This window comes from Dokdonia sp. Asnod3-C12 (assembly GCF_045063975.1).
Lineage (GTDB): Bacteria > Bacteroidota > Bacteroidia > Flavobacteriales > Flavobacteriaceae > Dokdonia.
Genome location: NZ_JBEFNY010000003.1, coordinates 1,061,939 through 1,082,363 on the forward strand (window position 1 = coordinate 1,061,939; position 20,425 = coordinate 1,082,363).

A 20,425-nucleotide genomic window follows, 5' to 3' on the forward strand; every position below is an offset into this window, starting at 1 on the left:
TATGAGTACGCTTTCGCGAAAGCGTGATAGTTAATTTTATTCGTCTCTTAGTGCTTCTATGGGTCTAATATTTGCGGCCCTTCTAGCTGGAATATAACCCGCTAGCGCTCCTGCAACTATTAATATTATCACTGTTGAAATTGCTGTTGTAAAATCTACTTGAGGAAACTTAATAAAGTCACTATCTATTTGTGGTCCTATGAGTTCCAATAAACCTACGCCTAGAAACAAACCTAAAAATCCAGCGATTGCGGTAATAAAAATAGATTCTTGTAGTATCATCCCAATGATAGAACTAGGTAATGCGCCTAGCGCCTTTCTCACTCCAATTTCTTTGGTGCGCTCTTTTACGATGATGAGCATGATGTTGCTTACTCCTACTACCCCAGCGATAATAGTTCCTATGCCTACAAACCAAAATACCATGCGTATGGTGTCTATAAGGCTATATATTTTTTGTGCTTCTTCAAGATTATAATTTACACGCACCGCGCTTCTATCATCTGGTGATATCTGATAGCGTGACTTAATCTCATCTTCAATACCCTGACTCACTGCTGCAGATAATGCTACGGCTTCATCAAAATTTTCAGACATTTTAACGGTAAATGCCATAGAGCGCAAGTTATCTCCAGCATTAAAAACTCTTTGCGCTGTACTAAGCGGAATAAAAATTCGAGATTCCTCGCGTTCACCTCCTGGATCTGTAAAGACTCCAGCTACAAGAAAGTTAATGCCACTTATTTTAATAGTTTCACCGATAGCATCTTCAGCTTTAAAAAGATCATTTTTTACTTTTTGACCTATGATTGCAACTTTTACGCCTTCGTCTTCGTCTTTTTGAGTGAGAAATCTGCCTGCAGAGAGTGTTGCGTTTTCTATAAATTGCTGTCCATAGTTTGCTCCTTCTATACGATAATTACCAGACTCGTTGCCATAGTTTACTTGACCACCCCAGATATTATATAATCCTGTTTTGTGCTCTAAGGCCTCACCAAACTTTGTGTTGACATTTTCATAATCACTGTTATGCATCTGGATACGCCTACCAGGATTAAGACCTGCATATTCCTTTGTAGTAACGCCCGTCCATACATTTACACGGCTTTCGGCATCTTGAGCAAATTGGGTTTTTACACCTTTTTGAATACCTGTACTAAAACCAAGTAAGATTACTAGGATAAAAATCCCTGAAGCCACTGATAGACCAGTAAGAAACGTACGAAGTTTGTTTTTTCCTATGGTCTCAAAAATTTCTTGCCAGCGTTCTACATCAAACATGATTGATTGCCTTTACTTGATTTACGAGTGTGTCATCTATTATGCGACCGTCTTTTAAGTTTACAATGCGTTTAGTCATCTCTGCGATATCTGGCTCGTGAGTAACAATTAAGATTGTTTTTCCTTCATCATTAATTCCCTGTATGAGATCCATCACCTCATAAGATGTCTTTGTATCCAGTGCTCCCGTAGGCTCATCTGCTAGTAATACTTTTGGGTCACTCGCTAGTGCACGCGCTATCGCGACACGTTGTTTCTGCCCTCCAGACATTTCGCTAGGTAAGTGTGTTGCCCACTGTGCAAGACCTACTTTTTCTAGATAATGCATGGCTCTGTCTGTGCGCTCTGCGCGCTTCATACCTTGGTAGTATAACGGCATAGAGACATTATCTAAAGCATTCTTATAATTGATAAGATTAAAAGACTGGAAGATAAATCCTAAGAATTTATTGCGGTATTGGGCTGCTATTTTTTCATTGAGGTTTTTGATAGGGACATTATCTAGGGTATAATCACCCTCATCTGCCTCATCAAGCATTCCAAGTATATTTAAAAGCGTCGATTTTCCAGACCCAGAAGATCCCATGATTGAAACTAGCTCTCCTTCTTTTACAGAAAAGTCTATACCCTTAAGAACGTGAAGCGAGTTGCTCCCCATCTGATACGATTTGTGAAGACCTTTTATTTCAATCATAGTCAATGGTTTATAACAATATTAACATTTAACAACTTAAATACTGTGAATTTCTTGTTAAGACTATCTGAGATGCAAGCAAGCCTTTATGCTGTAAAATGTATTGAATAGACTGTTTTTGAGAGTTTCTGTTACACCAACATATGTTAGCGTTTTGTTAAAGATAATTTTATGGTTTCGCGAAAGCGTAACCCTAATTTTCTTAAACTATTCTTAAAACGAAACCCTCGAGGTCATATTACCGTAAGTTCTATAGTAGATTCACACATACAAACTGAAAACTAACCATTACATATCATCCATTACCAAAACTATCGCCTTTTGCATGGCGGTCTTTTGCTTGCTATCACCTGTACAAAAGGTGGTTTTCCAGCTTGCACACAATATTGAACATGCCATCGCGCAGGATAATCATCACAACCCACCACATCACCACGAGACTCCAGCTAGCAATCACCATGGGAATGATGTTGCTACACACCACAGTCACCGTGTTCTTACTTTTCTTAAATTGGTTTTTAACGATAATGACCAACAGCCTGAGCATTTTAAAAGCGACGAAAAATATAACACAGACAAACAATTGTCACAAACATATTACCCTACTCTAGCAAGTACTACTCCTATTGAGATAGTACATAACTGGTGGTACCTAGAGAAAAAGTACACTTCACAAAGAGATTTGGTTATACAGCCTCCACGGCTGTAGTATTCTCACTATGGAATACTGTTTTTATACTCGTCTATCGCTAGGCTAGTCATATAAACACGCACAAATACATTCAAATCTCAAATATAATTATATGAAATTCTTTCTTGGAGTTATCACGATGCTCCTTATTATCCCATTATACGGCCAGTCTATTAAAGGTGTGGTGCTAGATGAAAATGCTAGCCCAATAGAAAATGCAAATATCTTTAATAAAGAATCCGGACAGCACGCACACACGAATGCTACAGGCTTCTTTAGTATTCCTAAAACAAAAGTAGGCGACTCTCTATATTTTTCTAGTCTAGGCTATGAAACGCTTCTTTATGTATTATCAGAAGAAGAAACACAGTTACAAATTAAGCTTGAGCCTAAGTCATTTTCACTTGACCAGGTTCTCATCGTATCTGAAGTAAACCAACTAAGCAGAATTGTAGATATAGACGTGCAAAACAATCCTGTAAAGTCATCACAAGAAATTTTACGCAAGGTGCCTGGGCTGATTATAGGGCAGCATGCAGGTGGAGGAAAAGCAGAGCAAATTTTCTTACGTGGTTTTGATATTGATCATGGCACAGACCTCGCGCTTAGTGTAGACGGACTCCCTGTTAATATGGTCTCTCACGCCCACGGACAAGGATACTCAGACTTGCACTTTGTAATACCAGAAACTATACAGAATATAGAATTTGGCAAAGGTCCTTTTAATGCTCAGCAGGGTAACTTTGCAACAGCGGGATATATTGATCTTAAACTTAAAGATGTTGTAGAAGACAATTTAATTACTCTTGAAGTTGGCCAATTTAATACCAAGCGCCTTTCAGGTTTATTCCCAGTGCTTAATAAAGAGTATAGCTCGTTATACTTAGCATCAGAGATATACCTTACTGATGGGCCTGTAGATTCACCACAGAACTTTAATCGTCTTAACTTGATGAGTAAATATATTTATGCCAAACCTGGAGAGGAAGAGCTAGACATTACATTATCACACTTTCAGAGTAAATGGGATGCCTCTGGTCAAATACCACAAAGAGCTGTAGATGCTGGATTAATAGGCCGTTTTGGAGCAATAGATGATACCGAAGGTGGTACTACGAGTAGAAGCAATGTATCTCTCAACTACACTAAAAACTTAAATGATAGTGACACTTTTAAGACCAGTACCTTCTTATCTAAATATGACTTTGAACTTTATTCAAACTTCACCTTCTTTCTTGAAGACCCTGTAAATGGTGACCAGATAAGACAGCACGAAGACCGCGTATTAATGGGTGTTCAAAGTTCTTTTGAACGTAAGGATACAGAGGTTGCTGGTTTTAATCTAGATTATCAAACGGGTGTAGGTTTTAGATATGATGATGTGAATGATGTAGAATTATCACGCACAAAAAATCGTCGTGAGACACTAGAAAATCTATCCTTAGGTGATGTGGATGAACTCAACGCATTTGGTTACTTTAATGCCGAATTTAAAAAAGGAGATTGGAACATTAATCCGTCAGTACGTTTAGACTATTTTAAGTTTGACTATGTGAATGAGCTAAGTCCTGTTTATGATAATCGCAGCGAAAACAAGGTAGCCTTTAGCCCTAAGCTTAATGTGATTTACACACCGTCTACTACATTTCAATATTTCCTTAAAACTGGTATAGGCTTTCACTCTAATGACACACGCGTAGTTGTAGCAAATGAAGGTGAAGATATTTTACCAGCGGCTTATGGTGTTGACATAGGTACTATTATTAAACCAGCCGACCGCCTTGTGGTCAATGCTGCATTATGGAGCTTATTTCTAGACCAAGAGTTTGTATATGTAGGTGATGCAGGAATTGTAGAACCTAGTGGACGCTCTCGCAGAGTGGGTATTGAGCTAGGTGCTAGATACCAGTTTAACGATTGGTTATACGCATACTCAGATGTAAACTATACGTATGCTAGAAGCACAGACGAACCTAATGGAGCAGATTTAATACCACTAGCACCCGACTTTACGGCTGTAGGAGGAATTAATGTAGATAACTTAGGTGCATTTTCTGGATCACTTTCTTACCGCTATATTGACGATAGAGCAGCAAATGAAGACAACTCCATCGTAGCAGACGGTTATTTTGTTACAGATATGAATCTCAACTATAAAGTAAAAAACTGGACGTACGGAATTGTGATCGAAAATCTATTTGACACTGAATGGAATGAAACTCAATTTGCTACAGAAAGTAGATTGTTTAATGAGACACAGTCTGTAGAGGAGATTCACTTTACGCCTGGTGTTCCTTTCTTTTTAAGAGGAAAAATCTCTGTTTCTTTTTAAACAAATGATTTTTTTTTATTACCTAAAAAAGTAAAGGTGGACGGTTATACCGTCCACCTTTTTTTATTGGGAAAATTACGCTTTCGCGAAAGCTAAAAAAGTCTATCCTTCAAAATCATCTTCTCCTTCACCACCACCTCGGCTACCACGCTCACGTTTCTTCTTTTGATTAAATCTATACGTAAAAGCTAGATTAACAGAGCGAACTCTAAACTGGAACTCACTATCACTTGTAAAAGAATCTGTGGTAGTAAGTGATTGTCTCTTACTTGAATTAAATACGTCGCTCACGTTTAAAGCAAGTGTCGCGTTATCATTAAGTATGTCTTTACTAAATGCTAGGTTTGTAAATAAGAAACCTTCTGTATCTGTCTGTGCATTGTTGCTAGGACCTCTGTAGAAGATATTAGTTTGCCAGTCAATTTTATATGGTAAGGTTACTTTTGCACTTCCCCTTGTAAAGAAGCTAAAGTTACTTGCACCATAATCTACACCATTAAAAGAACCGTTTGTTTCAAATAAGAATGCATTTGCACTCAAGTTTAATCGCAACCATTTATTAGGATTGTACAGAACACCTAGTTCTGCTCCATAACGCTCGTTTGTACTTAAGTTAATAGGAAGTGTTCTAATGATAGGCACTCCATTTGCAGTGACTAATCCTGTATCTTCTTGGATACGTTCAAAAGAGTCTGTCTCATACTGGTAATACACAGATGAAGTCAACGTCAACTTATCCCATCTTTTTAAGTAGCCTAAATCATATGCGCTTGCAAATGATGGTACAAGATCCGGGTTTCCTTGGAAGATGTTTGCTTCACTTGAACGTGATGGGAAAGGATTAATAAAACGACCTCTTGGTCTATTAATACGTCTGTTAAAACCTAACGTAATATTCTCACGCTCATTAAACTCATAAGTAAGATTTAATGTAGGGAATAAACCATCTGTTTGGTTGTCAAAATCAAGATTAGTCCCTAGTGGGTTATCATCAGAAATTACTGCATCTACCGTTCCTTGCTGTCTTGTATTTTCATAACGAAGTCCCGCTAAGAAAGAAAAATCACCAAACTTATCTCCATACTGTGTGTAGATTGCGTGTACATCTTCTTTGTAAGTAAAAATGTTAGATAAGCCATCATCTCTTATAAATGTACCTCCTGCAACATCTTCTTCTAGAAGTGTGTAATCTGTTTCTGTTTCTTCAAAGTTTCCTCTATATCCTATCTCAAATTGAGCAGTCTCACCTATAGGTCGTACATAATCTATTTGCGCTAGGTATTCTGTTTGATCTTCAATCTGAGTAATATCTTCTGTAGGTAGGTTTTCTAAAGTTGGGAAAGAGTTAAACTCTGTAATAAGAGAAGTCTCTGTTTCCTCATCTCTAGCATATTGTAAAGCTGCGGTAAGCTCGTGCCCAGACTCCTCAAACTTTGTAATAGAATTAAGTGAGAATTGATAGGTCATGTCCTCTTCATTCTCGCGCTCAAGTCTCGTTCTTGACACTGTCAATTCATTATCTGGTGTAAACTCACTGGTAAAGTTATCTGTACCAGAATCGTTATCTCCTAATCTTAAGAAACCACTTGCAGTTACAGATGTTTTTTCTGTTAGAAAATACTCAATACCTAAGTTAGTATTAAACCCTCCACGGTTTCTATCAAAATCTCTATCCTCTCTAAGAATACGATCTATCTCACTTGTAAAAGTTTGCTCACCATCTGCCCCTATTTCTGATGCAAAATATTGATTTTCGGCAGAAGCATTTCCTGGAGAAGTACGTTTACTATACCCTGTGGTATTAAAAATATTAAACTTATCTGTTCTTAGGTTTATATTTCCTGTGATTCCGTAACGTTCTGGGTAGCCTACATTAGTCTGTATAGAACCATTAAGACCTAATGTTTTCTCTTTCTTCAGTATAATGTTGAGTATACCTGCCGTTCCTTCTGCATCATAACGAGCAGATGGAGATGTAATCACCTCTACACGTTCAATAGCATCTGCTGGTAATTGACTCAACGCATCTACAGATCCAAAACCTGCAATTGCAGATGGTCTACCATTAATTAAAATACGCACGTTTCCGTTCCCTCTTAAGGCTATAGCTCCATCCACATCCACTGTAACAGAGGGTACATTACTAAGTGCATCACTTACTGTCGCACCACTTGTGGTAAGATCTTTTCCTATGTTATAAATCTTTTTATCCAGTCGCACTTGAACTTCTGTAGTCTCTGCACGCACAATTACTTCATCCAGAGATTGAGAATCTATGGCTAGTGTTTGTGTAGGTAAGTTAGTGTCCTTAATAAGACGTTGAGCAGAAAGTACTTTTGTTTCAAACGAGATAAACTCAAACTTCACATCATATACGCCTGCTGGTAATTCTATGCGATATTTTCCAGATGGATCTGTGATTCCTCCTGTTACCACTTTACCATCTGCAGTGGCAAATGATACTGTTGCATACTCTAAAGGTATATTAGTTTCTGCCTCCATTACTGTACCAGTAATAACAACATCTGGTCGATCCCCACCAGGTCGCTGTGCTACAGCAACTAAGGAAAATGACAGTAATAAAAGGGTAATAAAATTTTTCATCCGTTTGATAGTTTGGTTCTAAAATTAGACACGCAAATTACGGATGGGTTTAGTCGGGTTGTCCTAAGGTTTTGTTAAAGAATAATAAGTATTAAACCTTGGAGTAACTAAAGGAAAAATCAACTGAGAGCAAGTGAGTTGAAAACAGTAACTTTTACGACTCAATATGCTCTTCTTGTGACTCACTAGAAGCATTTTTTCTAGATTTATAAACGAAGTAGAAAACACCACTCACAAGGATATATGGAATTACCATAAGGTACTTTATTCCATTATTTATTCCTTTGGCAGTACTGTTATCCTCTTCAGATTCTAGGACTGCACGACACATGGCGCACTGAGTAGTAGATGCTACCACTGTTGCATTTAAGTCCGCTTTCGCGAAAGCGCAACAGAAAAACATTACAACTAGTACTTGTTTAAGATTTTTCATCTAGTGGATGTAATAAGGAGAGATCATTAAATACACAATAACACCAGTAATTGCAACATACAACCATATAGGAAAAGTGATGCGTGCGAGCTTTCTGTGTTTATCAAAGCGCTCTGCAAGTGCTCTTACATATGTAAACAATACCAATGGTATGATAATTATAGATAGTGCTATGTGCGTTATCAAAATAAAGAAATACACATAACGTATGATACCCTCACCACCAAAACTTGTAGAGTCTGATGTCATGTGATAAGCAACGTACATCAATAAAAACAATACAGATAATCCGATAGCTGTCTTCATTAAACGCTCATGAAGTGTGCGATTTCCATTTTTTATGGCGCGCACCGCTAGTATCAACACAATAGCTGTAAGTCCATTTATAGTAGCGTAAACTGGAGGCAAGAATGTAAGTGGTTCTACATCTATACCGTAATCCTTAAGCTTAATACCAAATAATATAGCAACGGCTATAGGAATCACTATGGATAAAATAATGATCCAAACTCTGTATTTCTTTTCTGTAGGGTTAAGTGTACTCATAATCTATTTAAGTAATTTCTGTATATCTTCAATAAGTATATCTATCTCTGGCGTTTCTCCTCCTTCTGGCACGTTCTCATTCATAGGCACAAATCCTCTGTAATAAGGTTTAGCATTACCATATGGGTCTAACCTAGAACGAATGAATCCATTTTGATCAATAAGTGCAAACAGTCCCGAGTGGTATAAGTCACTCTCATCTCCTTCTTCATTAGTAGCAAGATAAAAACCTTCATTAGAAAGCTTTCTAATAACAGAACGATCGCCAGTCATGAAATTCCAGTTAGGGTTAGTTACTCCATATTCTTCTTGATACTTTTTAAGCACCTCTGGTTGGTCGTGCTCTGGATCGATAGAGAAAGAAGCAATTCCAAAATCATCACGCCCTTCAAATCTCTTTGATATTTCAATCAAATTATGACTCATTGGGATACAAATATCTGTACATCTCGTAAAGAAAAACTCTACTAGATATACTTTGCCCTTGTAATCTGCATTTGTAATAGTATCGTTATCTTGATTTACAAATGAAAACGGTGGGACTTTTCTATCTACTCCACCTTGATTAATATAGATTAAACCATCTGGTGCATCATTAATCTTCTCACCACCTTCTTGATGCATTCTACCACCGCGGGATACATCATCATTTGCTATGCGCTTGTAAATCTTTGGGATTACAATGATCCCAAAAATGAGCACAATTGCGGCTATTCCTATATATGTATTTTTTCTCATGACTTAATAGCTATTACTTGTTATCTCTGCGTTGCTCAATCTTAGGACTCGCATTATTATTCTTCTTAAGTGCCAGTCTATATTCTGCCAGTAATATTTTTACATCATCCTTAAGATAACCCATTTCTACAGCTTGTGTAAAATCATAGCCGTACACATTTGCCTTCTTTTCCTCGTGACCAGAACGTAACGCTCTTGCCTTATCTATCACAAACACATTAGGATGTCCGCCATCATTCATCATAGAAAGTGAAGTGCCTAGGCTATTAAAATGCTCTTGAGTTTGTTGCTTTGATGCTACGATGAAGCGCATTTTTGAAGTGTCGAAAATACGTGATAATTCTGCTCTTAGATTATCTATCACTTCTTCACTTCCTTCATTTACAAATAAAACCAATTGGAAATCTGTATAACGCTCAAAGTATTTGAATATCATTAAATTCAAATTAGCCGTATAGCCTTCATTGCTTTTAAGCCCATCACCTAGGTAACCAACTAAAGTTATGTGATCATCAAATGTAAGTGGAGCTTCAGGTGTTGCTTCTGTTCTAATTTCTTGGTCTGCATACCTATTAATGTCTACTACTTCTGGCGTAAGCAAAGGTAAATTTGCAAAGTTGTAAACTCCAGACGCAAAGAAGAGATAGATAAGCACTGGTAGCACAAAAAGCGATATGAGAACGATTTTCTTTTTCATGTTACAAAGATAAATCTCAAGAAGTAATCGAGCTTATAATTGGTTTCAATTTTTATGAAATAACGCTTTCGCGAAAGCGTAACTACAAGACATAAAAAAAGCGACTCGAAAGTCGCTTTTAATTATTTATTAGAAATTCCAGCTCTGGAATCCTGTGTTGTAAACTTCAAAGATGTAATCACCTTCTGTAAGTAATATGAAAACCAAGTAAGATATAAGGAAGATACCTGTCCAAACTACTGCTCTTCGTAATCCTTTTACTTCGTCACGCATGTGCATGAAATCCCAAGTGATGTAATATGCCTTTACAATGGTAAGAATTATGAAGATCCAGTTAAGGAGTTTCATTCTTATAAATGTAGTTTCAATTAAAAACTCTGGCTTTATAATACCTAGAACAACTTCTACAGCTGTGATAATAGAGAGAAATATTAATACTCCCCAAATCTTCTGAATGTTATTCTTGAACTTTAATGTTCCTCTAAATATTGCAAGTTTATGTTCGTGTGCCATAATATATAATAGTCTGAAAGGTAAATTAAACTAGGTAGAAGAATGTAAATACAAATACCCATACAAGGTCTACAAAGTGCCAGTATAAACCAACCTTTTCAACCATCTCATAGTGTCCTCTTCGCTCGTATGTTCCAAGAACTACGTTAAAGAAAATAATGATATTAATCATTACACCAGAAAATACGTGAAAACCGTGAAATCCTGTAATAAAGAAAAAGAAGTCTGCAAAGAGTGGCGCTCCATATTCATTGTGAATAAGGTTTGCTCCTTCTACTACAAGTTTTCCATCCTTAGCTAGCTTGGCAAGAGATTCTTCTCTTGACAATACCGTCTTCTCTCCATTTTCTGTAAGAGTCTGGATACGAATTAATGCATTAGGAGTAGCTTCAAAACCAGCTTTTACTTCCTCAATTGAATATGTAGTAGGTGCAGCCTCATCTGAAAACCAAACTCCATTTTTATTAAGGTGTTGCTCTCGCTCTCCTACTTGTGTAATTGCAAAATCACCAAGTGCCATACGGTTACCATCTGTATCAACAAACTGAAGTATCTTACCTCCCTTTGTTTCTACTGCTCCGTAATCACCTTTGATAAAAGTAGCCCACTCCCATCCTTGTGACCCCACGAAGATGATACCACCTATAATTGTAAGGAACATGTAAAATGCTACACTTTTATGCTTTAAGTGGTGTCCTGCATCTACAGCAAGTACCATAGTTACAGAAGACATAATCAATACAAACGTCATAAACGCCACGTATATCATAGGGAAGTTTCCGTGTATGAAAGGTACGTGTGTAAATACTTCGTCGGCTATTGGCCAAGCATCAATAAATTTAAATCTAGAAAAACCATATGCGGCTAGAAAGCCAGAAAAGGTTAATGCATCTGATAAGATGAAAAACCACATCATTAGTTTTCCGTAGCTCGCTCTTAGTGGTTTATTACCACCACCCCAAGTTGTTCCCTCGGCGTCGTTGTTTGTCACTGTCGTGTCCATTCGTAAGAATTGGTTAATTTAATGGTTGCAAAAATAAGTATTTTATGTTCAGATATCAACACTGAACCCTCGATTTATAATCGTTTTAGATACGTGTCAATATAACAATGTATCGCTAGTCTACTTTGTTACAAATAAAAGCACAAATAAAAATACCCAAAGAATATCTAAAAAGTGCCAAAACGTTACCCCTAGTGTTAATCCTAAATGTTCTGCTGCAGAATATTTGCCTCTTAAATGATTGATAATTACTGTAATTAACGATATAAAACCAGCAATAAGGTGTGCAATGTGCACTGCAATTATAAGAAAGAAAAACGTAGTTGTAATATTACTAGACGCTCCCGTAAAATAATATCCTTGTTCTTGAAACGCACTGAATCCTGCAAACTGAGAAACCACAAATCCTATTCCTAGCGCTAGTGTAAGCATTAAAAATAAAGTTCCCATTGAATTTTTACCGCTTATGATAGCATTTTTGGCAAGATGTATCGTGATACTACTTATTACGATTAACACTGTAGAAACTATAAGCGCCTGCGGAAAGTCATAATTTTCTAACCAATCACGACGTTCCATACTTACGATATATGCACTCGTAAGTCCTGCAAATGTCATACACAAACTTATAATCCCAAACCACAACATCTGCTTTTTAGCACGATCTAGTTTCAACTTTTCACCTCCTTGAGTATAATCCATCTATCTTAAAAATTTATCTATTACAAAAACAATTTGAAGTAGCGTGATGTAAGTCACACTTGAAAGCATTAGTCGTTTGGCTGTTTTTGCATCTCTGTTTTGGTACAATTTAATTGCCCAATACAGCATAAATAATCCTAGTGCCCCAACGATAATTGCAGACACAGGTGTTAAAAATAAATCTCCAGTCACCCCAAATGCAGGTATAATCGAGATAAGTACTGTCCATACCGTGTATAACACGATTTGAACTGCAGTTCCTTTATCACGTTTTCCCGTAGGCAACATAGCAAAGCCTCCTTTTTTATAGTCATCAAAAAGAAACCACCCTATTGCCCAAAAATGAGGGAACTGCCAGAAAAATTGTATCATAAATAACGTCCCAGGCTCTATCCCAAAATCGTTGGTAGCAGCAACCCAACCTAACATGTAAGGTATCGCCCCTGGAAATGCCCCTACAAAAACAGATAAAGGTGTCTTCGTTTTTAAGGGAGTATATAACAGTACATACATAAATATAGAAATCCCTCCAAACATTGCTGTCTGAGGATTTATGTAATACAATGTTCCTAAACCTAGAATCGTAAATGTAATTGCTATTAAGAGCGCCTTTTGCTTAGACATCCTTCCGGAAGCTACAGGCCTATTTTTTGTGCGATCCATCAATGCATCTAGATCTTTCTCTAGCACCTGATTATACGCATTTGACGCGCCTACCATAAAGTAGCCTCCTACAGCTAGCAGCAACACAATAAACCAGTCTATCTCTGTGGCTCCAAGAAAATATCCTGCAACACTAGAAAACACTACGCTTATAGATAAACGCATCTTTGTGATTTCTTTAAAATCGTACCAGGCAGAGTAGGTATTCGTATGTATGGCGACGTCGCTCAAAGACAGTAGGTTTAGCAATTTTTTAAGTGGTGCAAAGATACTGCCCAAAAGGAATCTGCACAACAAAACGACAAGCATAATAGGTTGTTAAAATTACGCTTTCGCGAAAGCGCAACTACATCAATACGACTACCTTTATAAAAAAACTCAAAAATGAAACACTTTACACTCATTATCATCGCACTTATAACTGCTGTAGCTACTGCACAAGGACGTTTTGACGATGTACAAATTACTGTTGAAAAAGTTACAGATCACATCTATATGCTTCAAGGAGCTGGTGGAAACATAGGAATTTCTACTGGAAAAGATGGCGTTTTTATGATAGATGATCAGTTTGCACCTCTTAGCAAGAAAATCACAACTGCTATTAAAACCATATCTGATCAGCCTGTGAGTTTCTTGGTCAACACTCACTTTCATGGTGACCATACTGGAGGAAATGCAAATTTTGAAGCCACTGGAGCAATGATTGTAGCTCATGATAATGTACGTAAGAGACTAGCAGCCGACGAGAAAACAGCTAATGCGGGACTCCCTGTAATCACTTTTAGTGAAGATGCTACTTTCTATCAAAATGACGATGACGTATTTTTAACCCATGTCCATAATGCACATACAGACGGAGATGCGCTTGTTTATTTTGCGCAGAGTAATGTACTACATACTGGAGACACCTTCTTTAACGGTAACTTCCCTTTTATAGATACAAACCGTGGCGGAAGCATTCAAGGAGATATTGATGCAGCAAAGAAAGGACTCATGCTTATCAATGAGGATACTAAAATAATTCCTGGACATGGAAATCTAGCAACAAAAGCAGATTATCAAAAATATCACGATATGCTAGTAGATGTATACACTTCAGTTTTCAAAGCAATGGAAAACAATAAAACTCTTGAAGAAGTAACCGCAATGGAGTCAATCACATCTGAATATCTTACAGACGAAGCGTCTGCAAAAAGTTTTATAACTGGTCCAAAATTTAGAAGTACTGTTTATAAAAGCATCCTTGAGAATATTGACACCAATAAATAATACATCATATGAATCCAACGGCTAAATCCATCAGACCATTTATAGGTGCTACTGACTTTATTTCCTCAAGAAGGTTTTACACTTCCATTGGTTTTAAGGAAACTGTCATCTCCTATAATATGTCACTATTCACAATGGATGACTTTGGATTCTACTTGCAAGATGCTTATGTAAAAGACTGGATAGACAACACGATGGTGTTTCTAGAAGTGCAACATCTAGATGAGTACCTCACACACCTCGAGTCGCTTGATTTGACTACGTTATTTAAAGACGTTAAGATTTCAAAAATTGTAGAGAATGACTGGGGAAGAGAGTTTTTCTTACACGATCCGTCTGGCGTGTTGTGGCATATTGGGTCGTTTACAAATCGCCCGTCTTAATCTACAATATACTCTACAGAATCATACACCAAAGCCGACCAACCATAGTCGGCTTTTTGCTTGTTGAACTTTAAGCCTATTAGCTGCGCACCTTGATATCCTTTACTTTTATCTATTTCAATATGATTTGCATCTTCCTCTGAAATTACCAAACATAACTTCCCGCAGAATGCATTACCATAAGCAGTAACTACGAGGTAATGTTGCCCAAAGATTTCCTCACGCATTTCATAATAATAATCTACTTCTGGGCTTTCCTTTATCAAGCGATAGAGCTCTGCTTGATATTCCTTACTATTATATGAGTTTGCAGCAAGAATGTGATTGCGCTGTGCGCTTTGACAGTTCTCTTCCTGACAAGAACATAAGAAACATAGCACTATTATCCCCAAGATGGTGATTCTAGATAACATATCGTTTTAGTGATTGATGAAGTAGTTTCTTGTCTAGAGCTATAACGACGTAACAACTTCATATAGTACTAGCATGATAACTTTTTTGATCGACTTTTAATTTCCTCGACAATAAGGTTAGCAAACCCTTTAATTGCTATAGTGTCTGCAGCATTAGTAGTTTTGTGAAAGAATCGATGTTCATCTGTTTTTGTTTTGACGGTAAGATCAACAGATACAAATCTTCTTGAAATGTATTTAATTTTCTTTGTTCCTGAAGTATAATCAATATGCAATGACATACTACTCTTTAACCTGATAGTCTTTTTCTTAAATAGGTCCACAAATTCAATCTTATCTGGATATATCTTAAGTTCTGAGTAAAGAATCCCAATTATTGTCAGCAAAGAAAGTAATCCTGGAACAACAACAATTACAAGCATTATTGTCAAAACTAAATCTAACTCCCACACCCTAATTATTAAACTAACTAAACAAATGGAAAGAAACATCCATAAAAACAAATCGATATCACCGCTCTTTGTCAAACTAATTTTTGGTTTTATAGCCACAAAACCCTTTTCCTTTTTCACATGGATACTAAGCTTCTTACCTAATTCCTTAAGTCGTAAAAAAACTTTGTCATCCATTTTTAGCTAATTGATGTTTAACTATAAAATCTACTTAATAATCATAATACCAATTAAACAAATCTGTTCTAAAACCTATGTTGAGCCACAGCGTGCTGGTATCAAATGTATTTGGCGCATCTTGAATATCTGCGGTTACACTACGATAGATAGGATTTGCATATACTTTTAAGTTGGTTGCAGGGTTTATCAAATATCCTAGCTCAAGATCTGCATACAGGCTATTAACCTTATTTCCTTGAAAAAATGCAATCCCATCATCTGATGGTCTATTCTCATCATTGCCATAAATACTTCCTCCGTAATACACTTCATTGATATCTCCTATCTCAACACCTCGAGCTCCTACAATAAGCTTCGCTGTTCCATACCATCGCTCTCTTTCATAACGAGCAATCCCAATAAGCTCTTTAAAATTTGCTCCCCATTGATGTGCTAGCGACTGGTTTGCATGCCCATAATTAAGTTGGATCTCATTATTAGAATACACATAAGGACGCACTTGATTGTACTCACCTTGCAATGTCAAATTCTTAACCCCAAAGGCATCATAGTACTTTGCTCCAATCTGGAAGCCTTGTTTGTTTTTATAGCTTTGATTTCCGCCTATCACATCACTAGCCGAAAACTCATCTATCACAACTTGACCATATACATTTACACGGTCATTTACTTTGTACTTACCCGTAAGACCTATAAGTGCATTACCACCGCGTGAACCTGTAGAAAACTCTATTGCTCTGTAAAAAATCACTGGATTTAAGAAATTAAAATCAAAGCCTCTTCCATTTTCATCTTCCCATATTACAGATTCAAAGAGTCCTACATTAAGTTTCTTACTTAGGTTCCAACTCAAGTAATGATTACTCATAAATTTTGTTCTAAAAGCACCATCTGCAGTAACCTCTGGTCTCACATCTCGCAAGGAAGTCCAAGTATTGGTGTACTTAAATTTCCAGAAGGTTGTATTTAATTTTAAATAAGGAAAATTACTTGCGTTATCACTAAGCAACAGGGAGCGATACCCATCTCCTAGAAACTGCTTCCCGTGACCTAGCTGGATATTAAAATACTTACTGGGTGTGTATGAAATGTAACCTTCGGCTACTGGATAATCTAGATCTCCGTTTGTTCCTTCTTTAGCAATACCACGACCAGGCACAACCCCCGGATTACCTCCATCTGGGCGCAATGACCTTGCAATAGCATCAAAGTATCTAGGGAAACGACCTTGACTTTCATATACAGCAGCAAAAAAATTGAGCTTCTTTCCTAATCCACCTTGAATATACACTGCACGTGTATTATTGTAGGTAAAGCTATCAGACTTCAAATCATCGGTTTCATACCCCAATTGCAAATCGGCTGCTGGGTCTAGGGTAATCCAGTAATCCTCTCCTTGTATTTGCACCATGTGCTCATTAGACCATTTTCTCCCAAACCACGTTTTCTTCTCTTTCTTAAGAGCGTCTGTCTTTTCTTGAAAATTATAATACGGATTTACTGTTTGATACAGGTAAGGCTTACTTGCCGTGTGTGCATTTGTCCCCACAAGATTTAACTCTTGATCAAACCTACTGTAGACCTGATGCGAGAAAGGAATATTCAGCTGACTCGTATACTCATTTGCTGGATTGAATTTTTGATTTTGAATACGGTCATATTCATCCTGCATTGGGTTTTTAAGCGGTGTCTCTTTTTTTGCTTTCGCGAAAGCGTCACCTTTAATATCACCATTATTCATCTCACCTATTTTATTACGTGACAACGGCAATAGCACAGGCATTGTAAATTGCATATAGGTAGGCTCACCGTTATAGGTTGCTGGATCAATTACGGGTAGTTTACTAAAAACCTCTTGCGCCGAAGTCTTAAGCGATGCAAAAACCGCATCCGTATACAGTAGCTTAAAAGCACCCTCGCGAGTAACTTCAAACAAAATCACCATCTTACCCTCGTAATTCTCCTCCATAACCTCTGCCGGGACTTCAAGATTATCGATTATAAAGGAAATAAAAGTTTCATTAAAACAAGCCGCAACTTCGCTCACTGGCAAGTCGGCACATTCTGGAAAAACGGGATACTTTTCATAATCACTAGTGGTTTCCTGAGCGGTAAGACTACTAGTAGCGAAAACGAACAAAAGAAATACATATTTATGCATGGATGTAGGCGTAATAATTGCGCACGAAAGATAGGGTTTTATACACAAAAAATCCCGTTGCCAGAGGCAACGGGATTATAGTAAAAATGTTCTTATAATTTAATCTTCTATTTGAAATGAGATAGGTAATGAAAAAAGTACCGCAACATTCTCACCTGCTTGTTTTCCAGCAGTCATGTCAGGTAGCAACTTTGTAACTCGCAAAGCCTCTTCTTCAAGTTTTGGATGAGGGGCTTTGGCATTTACATCCACTACTTTTCCAGAAGCATCAATTTTAAATGTCACAAAGATTCTATTTACTCCAGAGAGGCCTAGACCTTCTCCTCTTTCTGCTCTGAACTTTTTAGATACAAATTTAGAAATCTTGGCACTCATGCAATCCTTGCGTTCATCATTTGAGCTTAAACCTTCACAACCCGGATACAAAGGAGCTGTCTCTACTAGAGAAAATATTTTAGCTACTGGCTCATCGTCTACCGTATCATCATAATCAGGAATACGTGGGTCTACAATAGGATCATCTGTGGCATCTGTTGGCTTGAGATCATCTTCAAGGAACTTGGAATCATCTTCCTTTGTCTGGACGTTCTCAAGAATCTTAGGATCTTGAATTTTTGGGAGCTGTACTTTCCTTACAACTTCCCTTTTAGGTTGCTCTACTTTCACTTGGTCAAGAGTAAAAATTTGATCTACGTTTTCCCGCTCTACCGCTATCGCCAGTTTCTTTTCTGGAGTACGCATTTCGATAAAGAAGATGGAAGCTAGAAGTGCTAAGATTAACCCAATTTGAAAATGAAGCGTGGGATTTCTTCGTAAATTTGCCTCGTGCTTGCGGCTTGATTTGTACACGCTGTTTTGGCGAACAGCAGTGCTTTCTTTGGAATTTTCCATAAGATATAGTTTTAAAAATGTTGAACAATTCTTAAAACGAATCAATAAGCAAGCCAAAATTGAGGTCACCTTAGGGCGGCCTCTTTTTTTTTGATATAAGACACAAAAAAAACCATCTCATTGCTGAGATGGTTTTTTTAATATTTAAAAAGTCTTTATGACTTAGTCTTCTACTTTAAATGTAATAGGCAGTGAGTATAAAACTCCTACTGGCTTACCACGTTGCTTACCTGGTGTCATTTTAGGTAATAACTTAATTACACGCTCTGCTTCTGATGCAAGACGTGGGTGTGGTGCACGAGATCTGATGTTTACAATTCTTCCAGTTTTATCAATCTTAAAACTTACAAAGATTCTGTTTATTCCAGATAGACCTAGATCTGAACCTAACTCTGTGTTGAACTTCTTGTTTACAAGCTTGCTCACCTTCTCAGACATACAGTTCTTACGATCGTTATTGTTAGTCATAGACTCACAACCAGGAAAAATAGGCACATTTTCAATAACTGCAAACGGTACATCTGCAATCTCTTCTTCTTCTTCTGCAACCTCTACTTCCTCTACTTCAACGATTTCCTCTTCGGCATCTGTTTCTGTAGACTCTATAATTGTTTCTTCTATTTCTTCTTCATCCTCTACTACCTCAATAATTTCCGGTGCTGGTGGCGGCGGTGGTGGTGGTGGTGGTGGTGGAGTATTCAACTCCGTGATTGGAATTTCTTCGTCGTCTAGATCATCAAGATCAAGCTGACCAATATCAATAGCCACATCATCATAAGTCTTCCACTCGATGGTGATGTACGTTAGTGCGAGTACTGCAATGAGTCCTAGCTGAAAAAACAGCATGCTTCTCTTGCGAAGGTCTGCTTTGGGATTTTTCTTGGGTTCCATAATTAAAGTATTAGTAGAGAGCTAAAATAGCAAAATAAATCTCAGTTGTGAAACTAAAATTACGATTTTAACCCTTTAAATTTCTTAAAAAATAGTAGAAATGTTAAACTTCCGAGTATTACACCTATACTATTTGCAAGTACATCCCACACATCAGGCGTTCTGTATGTAGTTGCACTGCCTTGTAATAACTCAATCACTATGCCATATACCACTAATGCTAAAGCAATTGCTATATAAAAAAATGGCTTTGCCCATTTCTGAGTTATCGAGGTTTTCACGATATGAAAATAACTCAGCCACAGTATGGCTAAACCAAAATAAGCTCCTAAATGTAGGAGCTTATCTATATTTGAAATATTAGTATCTAGTTTTACAGGCTTAACAAGGGACCCTATGCTTAATGCGCAGGTATATGCTATCGCTGTAAAACCAATAAGCTTATCCACCTATAAGTTCTTTGTAAGCATCTGCGCTTAAAAGCTCATCTACCTGTGAAGCATCAGAGAATTTGATTTTAATCATCCAGCCTGCTCCATAAGCATCGCTGTTTACGATTTCTGGCTCATCTTCTAGACCTTCATTAAAAGCTACAATCTCACCAGAAAGCGGTAAGAAAAGATCAGAAACGGTCTTTACCGCCTCTACAGTACCAAAAACCTCATCTCTATCAAGAGTTTCATCAAGAGTTTCTACTTCTACGTAAACGATATCTCCTAGTTCTCCTTGTGCAAAATCTGTAATTCCCACTACGGCTACGTCACCTTCTATGCGTACCCACTCGTGATCTTTCGTGTATTTTAACTCTGCTGGTATATTCATCTTAGTCTGTATTAGTTTGATTTAATTCCGCTTTCGCGAAAATATTCTTTTTAATAGATTAATGCT

The 20,425-nt window shown here is 37.3% G+C and carries 22 protein-coding genes; 4 read left to right on the forward strand and 18 right to left on the reverse strand.

Translation table 11 applies throughout. The features are described from left to right. Nucleotides 1-36 precede the first annotated feature (36 nt). Both ACJJVW_RS04940 and ACJJVW_RS04945 read right to left on the reverse strand, forming a co-directional pair. The gene (locus ACJJVW_RS04940) at nt 37-1,281 is read right to left on the reverse strand and encodes an ABC transporter permease (RefSeq protein WP_405250937.1); all 1,245 of its coding nucleotides are present in this window, start codon (nt 1,279-1,281) and stop codon (nt 37-39) included. Further along, nucleotides 1,274-1,975: an ABC transporter ATP-binding protein gene (locus ACJJVW_RS04945; protein WP_298329288.1), complete on the reverse strand. Its 702-nt coding sequence runs from the start codon at nt 1,973-1,975 to the stop codon at nt 1,274-1,276. The genes ACJJVW_RS04940 and ACJJVW_RS04945 overlap by 8 nt, the downstream gene beginning before the upstream one ends. Nucleotides 1,976-2,300: 325 nt before the next feature. Between ACJJVW_RS04945 and ACJJVW_RS04950 the strand changes: the two genes are divergently transcribed. After that, nucleotides 2,301-2,684: a hypothetical protein gene (locus ACJJVW_RS04950; protein WP_405250938.1), complete on the forward strand. Its 384-nt coding sequence runs from the start codon at nt 2,301-2,303 to the stop codon at nt 2,682-2,684. Nucleotides 2,685-2,778: 94 nt separating this feature from the next. Beyond that, nucleotides 2,779-4,998: a TonB-dependent receptor gene (locus ACJJVW_RS04955; RefSeq protein WP_405250939.1), complete on the forward strand. Its 2,220-nt coding sequence runs from the start codon at nt 2,779-2,781 to the stop codon at nt 4,996-4,998. A 102-nt stretch (nt 4,999-5,100) separates the two neighbouring features. Here ACJJVW_RS04955 and ACJJVW_RS04960 read toward each other — a convergent pair whose 3' ends face one another. The 9 genes from ACJJVW_RS04960 to cyoE form a co-directional block, all read right to left on the reverse strand. Continuing rightward, on the reverse strand, nt 5,101-7,602 hold the full coding sequence (locus tag ACJJVW_RS04960; protein ID WP_405250940.1) for a TonB-dependent receptor domain-containing protein: 2,502 nt from the start codon (nt 7,600-7,602) through the stop codon (nt 5,101-5,103). Between the two features lie 154 nt (nt 7,603-7,756). Next, nucleotides 7,757-8,035, reverse strand: coding sequence for a hypothetical protein (locus ACJJVW_RS04965; protein ID WP_405250942.1), 279 nt, complete (start codon nt 8,033-8,035; stop codon nt 7,757-7,759). Further along, a complete protein-coding gene (locus ACJJVW_RS04970; RefSeq protein ID WP_298329303.1) occupies nt 8,036-8,581 on the reverse strand; it encodes a DUF420 domain-containing protein in 546 nt (181 codons plus the stop codon). It abuts the gene before it with no gap. Between the two features lie 3 nt (nt 8,582-8,584). Beyond that, nucleotides 8,585-9,319 (reverse strand): SCO family protein, encoded by a 735-nt coding sequence (locus ACJJVW_RS04975; protein WP_298329305.1) that lies wholly within the window; start codon nt 9,317-9,319, stop codon nt 8,585-8,587. Between the two features lie 13 nt (nt 9,320-9,332). Continuing rightward, nucleotides 9,333-10,016, reverse strand: a complete 684-nt coding sequence (locus ACJJVW_RS04980; protein ID WP_405250944.1) for a hypothetical protein — start codon at nt 10,014-10,016, stop codon at nt 9,333-9,335. A gap of 129 nt (nt 10,017-10,145) precedes the next feature. Continuing rightward, nucleotides 10,146-10,529 (reverse strand): cytochrome C oxidase subunit IV family protein, encoded by a 384-nt coding sequence (locus tag ACJJVW_RS04985; RefSeq protein WP_298329310.1) that lies wholly within the window; start codon nt 10,527-10,529, stop codon nt 10,146-10,148. A 25-nt stretch (nt 10,530-10,554) separates the two neighbouring features. Then, a complete protein-coding gene (locus ACJJVW_RS04990; RefSeq protein ID WP_339846862.1) occupies nt 10,555-11,532 on the reverse strand; it encodes a cytochrome c oxidase subunit 3 in 978 nt (325 codons plus the stop codon). Nucleotides 11,533-11,652: 120 nt separating this feature from the next. Continuing rightward, on the reverse strand, nt 11,653-12,234 hold the full coding sequence (locus tag ACJJVW_RS04995; RefSeq protein ID WP_298329316.1) for a cytochrome c oxidase subunit 3: 582 nt from the start codon (nt 12,232-12,234) through the stop codon (nt 11,653-11,655). Continuing rightward, nucleotides 12,235-13,206 (reverse strand): heme o synthase, encoded by a 972-nt coding sequence (gene cyoE / locus ACJJVW_RS05000; RefSeq protein ID WP_013751072.1) that lies wholly within the window; start codon nt 13,204-13,206, stop codon nt 12,235-12,237. A gap of 75 nt (nt 13,207-13,281) precedes the next feature. On the opposite strand from cyoE, the gene ACJJVW_RS05005 reads away from it, so the two are divergent. Beyond that, nucleotides 13,282-14,166, forward strand: a complete 885-nt coding sequence (locus tag ACJJVW_RS05005) for an MBL fold metallo-hydrolase (RefSeq protein ID WP_405250945.1) — start codon at nt 13,282-13,284, stop codon at nt 14,164-14,166. Between the two features lie 8 nt (nt 14,167-14,174). Then, the gene (locus tag ACJJVW_RS05010) at nt 14,175-14,549 is read left to right on the forward strand and encodes a glyoxalase (RefSeq protein WP_405250946.1); all 375 of its coding nucleotides are present in this window, start codon (nt 14,175-14,177) and stop codon (nt 14,547-14,549) included. On the opposite strand, the gene ACJJVW_RS05015 is transcribed toward ACJJVW_RS05010, so the two are convergent. The 7 genes from ACJJVW_RS05015 to gcvH form a co-directional block, all read right to left on the reverse strand. Continuing rightward, complete coding sequence (locus ACJJVW_RS05015) at nt 14,546-14,962, reverse strand: hypothetical protein (protein WP_405250947.1); 417 nt, start codon at nt 14,960-14,962, stop codon at nt 14,546-14,548. The genes ACJJVW_RS05010 and ACJJVW_RS05015 overlap by 4 nt on opposite strands. 68 nt (nt 14,963-15,030) lie before the next feature. Further along, on the reverse strand, nt 15,031-15,591 hold the full coding sequence (locus ACJJVW_RS05020) for a hypothetical protein (RefSeq protein ID WP_405250948.1): 561 nt from the start codon (nt 15,589-15,591) through the stop codon (nt 15,031-15,033). A 34-nt stretch (nt 15,592-15,625) separates the two neighbouring features. Beyond that, nucleotides 15,626-17,755: a gliding motility protein RemB gene (locus ACJJVW_RS05025; RefSeq protein ID WP_405250949.1), complete on the reverse strand. Its 2,130-nt coding sequence runs from the start codon at nt 17,753-17,755 to the stop codon at nt 15,626-15,628. Between the two features lie 99 nt (nt 17,756-17,854). Next, nucleotides 17,855-18,646 carry an energy transducer TonB gene (locus tag ACJJVW_RS05030; protein ID WP_405250950.1) on the reverse strand — a complete coding sequence of 264 codons (792 nt, stop codon included), beginning with the start codon at nt 18,644-18,646 and terminating at the stop codon, nt 17,855-17,857. Nucleotides 18,647-18,808: 162 nt separating this feature from the next. Continuing rightward, nucleotides 18,809-19,537 (reverse strand): energy transducer TonB, encoded by a 729-nt coding sequence (locus tag ACJJVW_RS05035; protein ID WP_298329338.1) that lies wholly within the window; start codon nt 19,535-19,537, stop codon nt 18,809-18,811. Nucleotides 19,538-19,596: 59 nt separating this feature from the next. After that, a complete protein-coding gene (locus ACJJVW_RS05040; protein ID WP_405250951.1) occupies nt 19,597-19,986 on the reverse strand; it encodes a VanZ family protein in 390 nt (129 codons plus the stop codon). Further along, on the reverse strand, nt 19,979-20,359 hold the full coding sequence (gcvH, locus tag ACJJVW_RS05045; protein WP_298329344.1) for a glycine cleavage system protein GcvH: 381 nt from the start codon (nt 20,357-20,359) through the stop codon (nt 19,979-19,981). Before gcvH ends, ACJJVW_RS05040 begins: the two co-directional genes overlap by 8 nt. Nucleotides 20,360-20,425 lie beyond the last annotated feature (66 nt).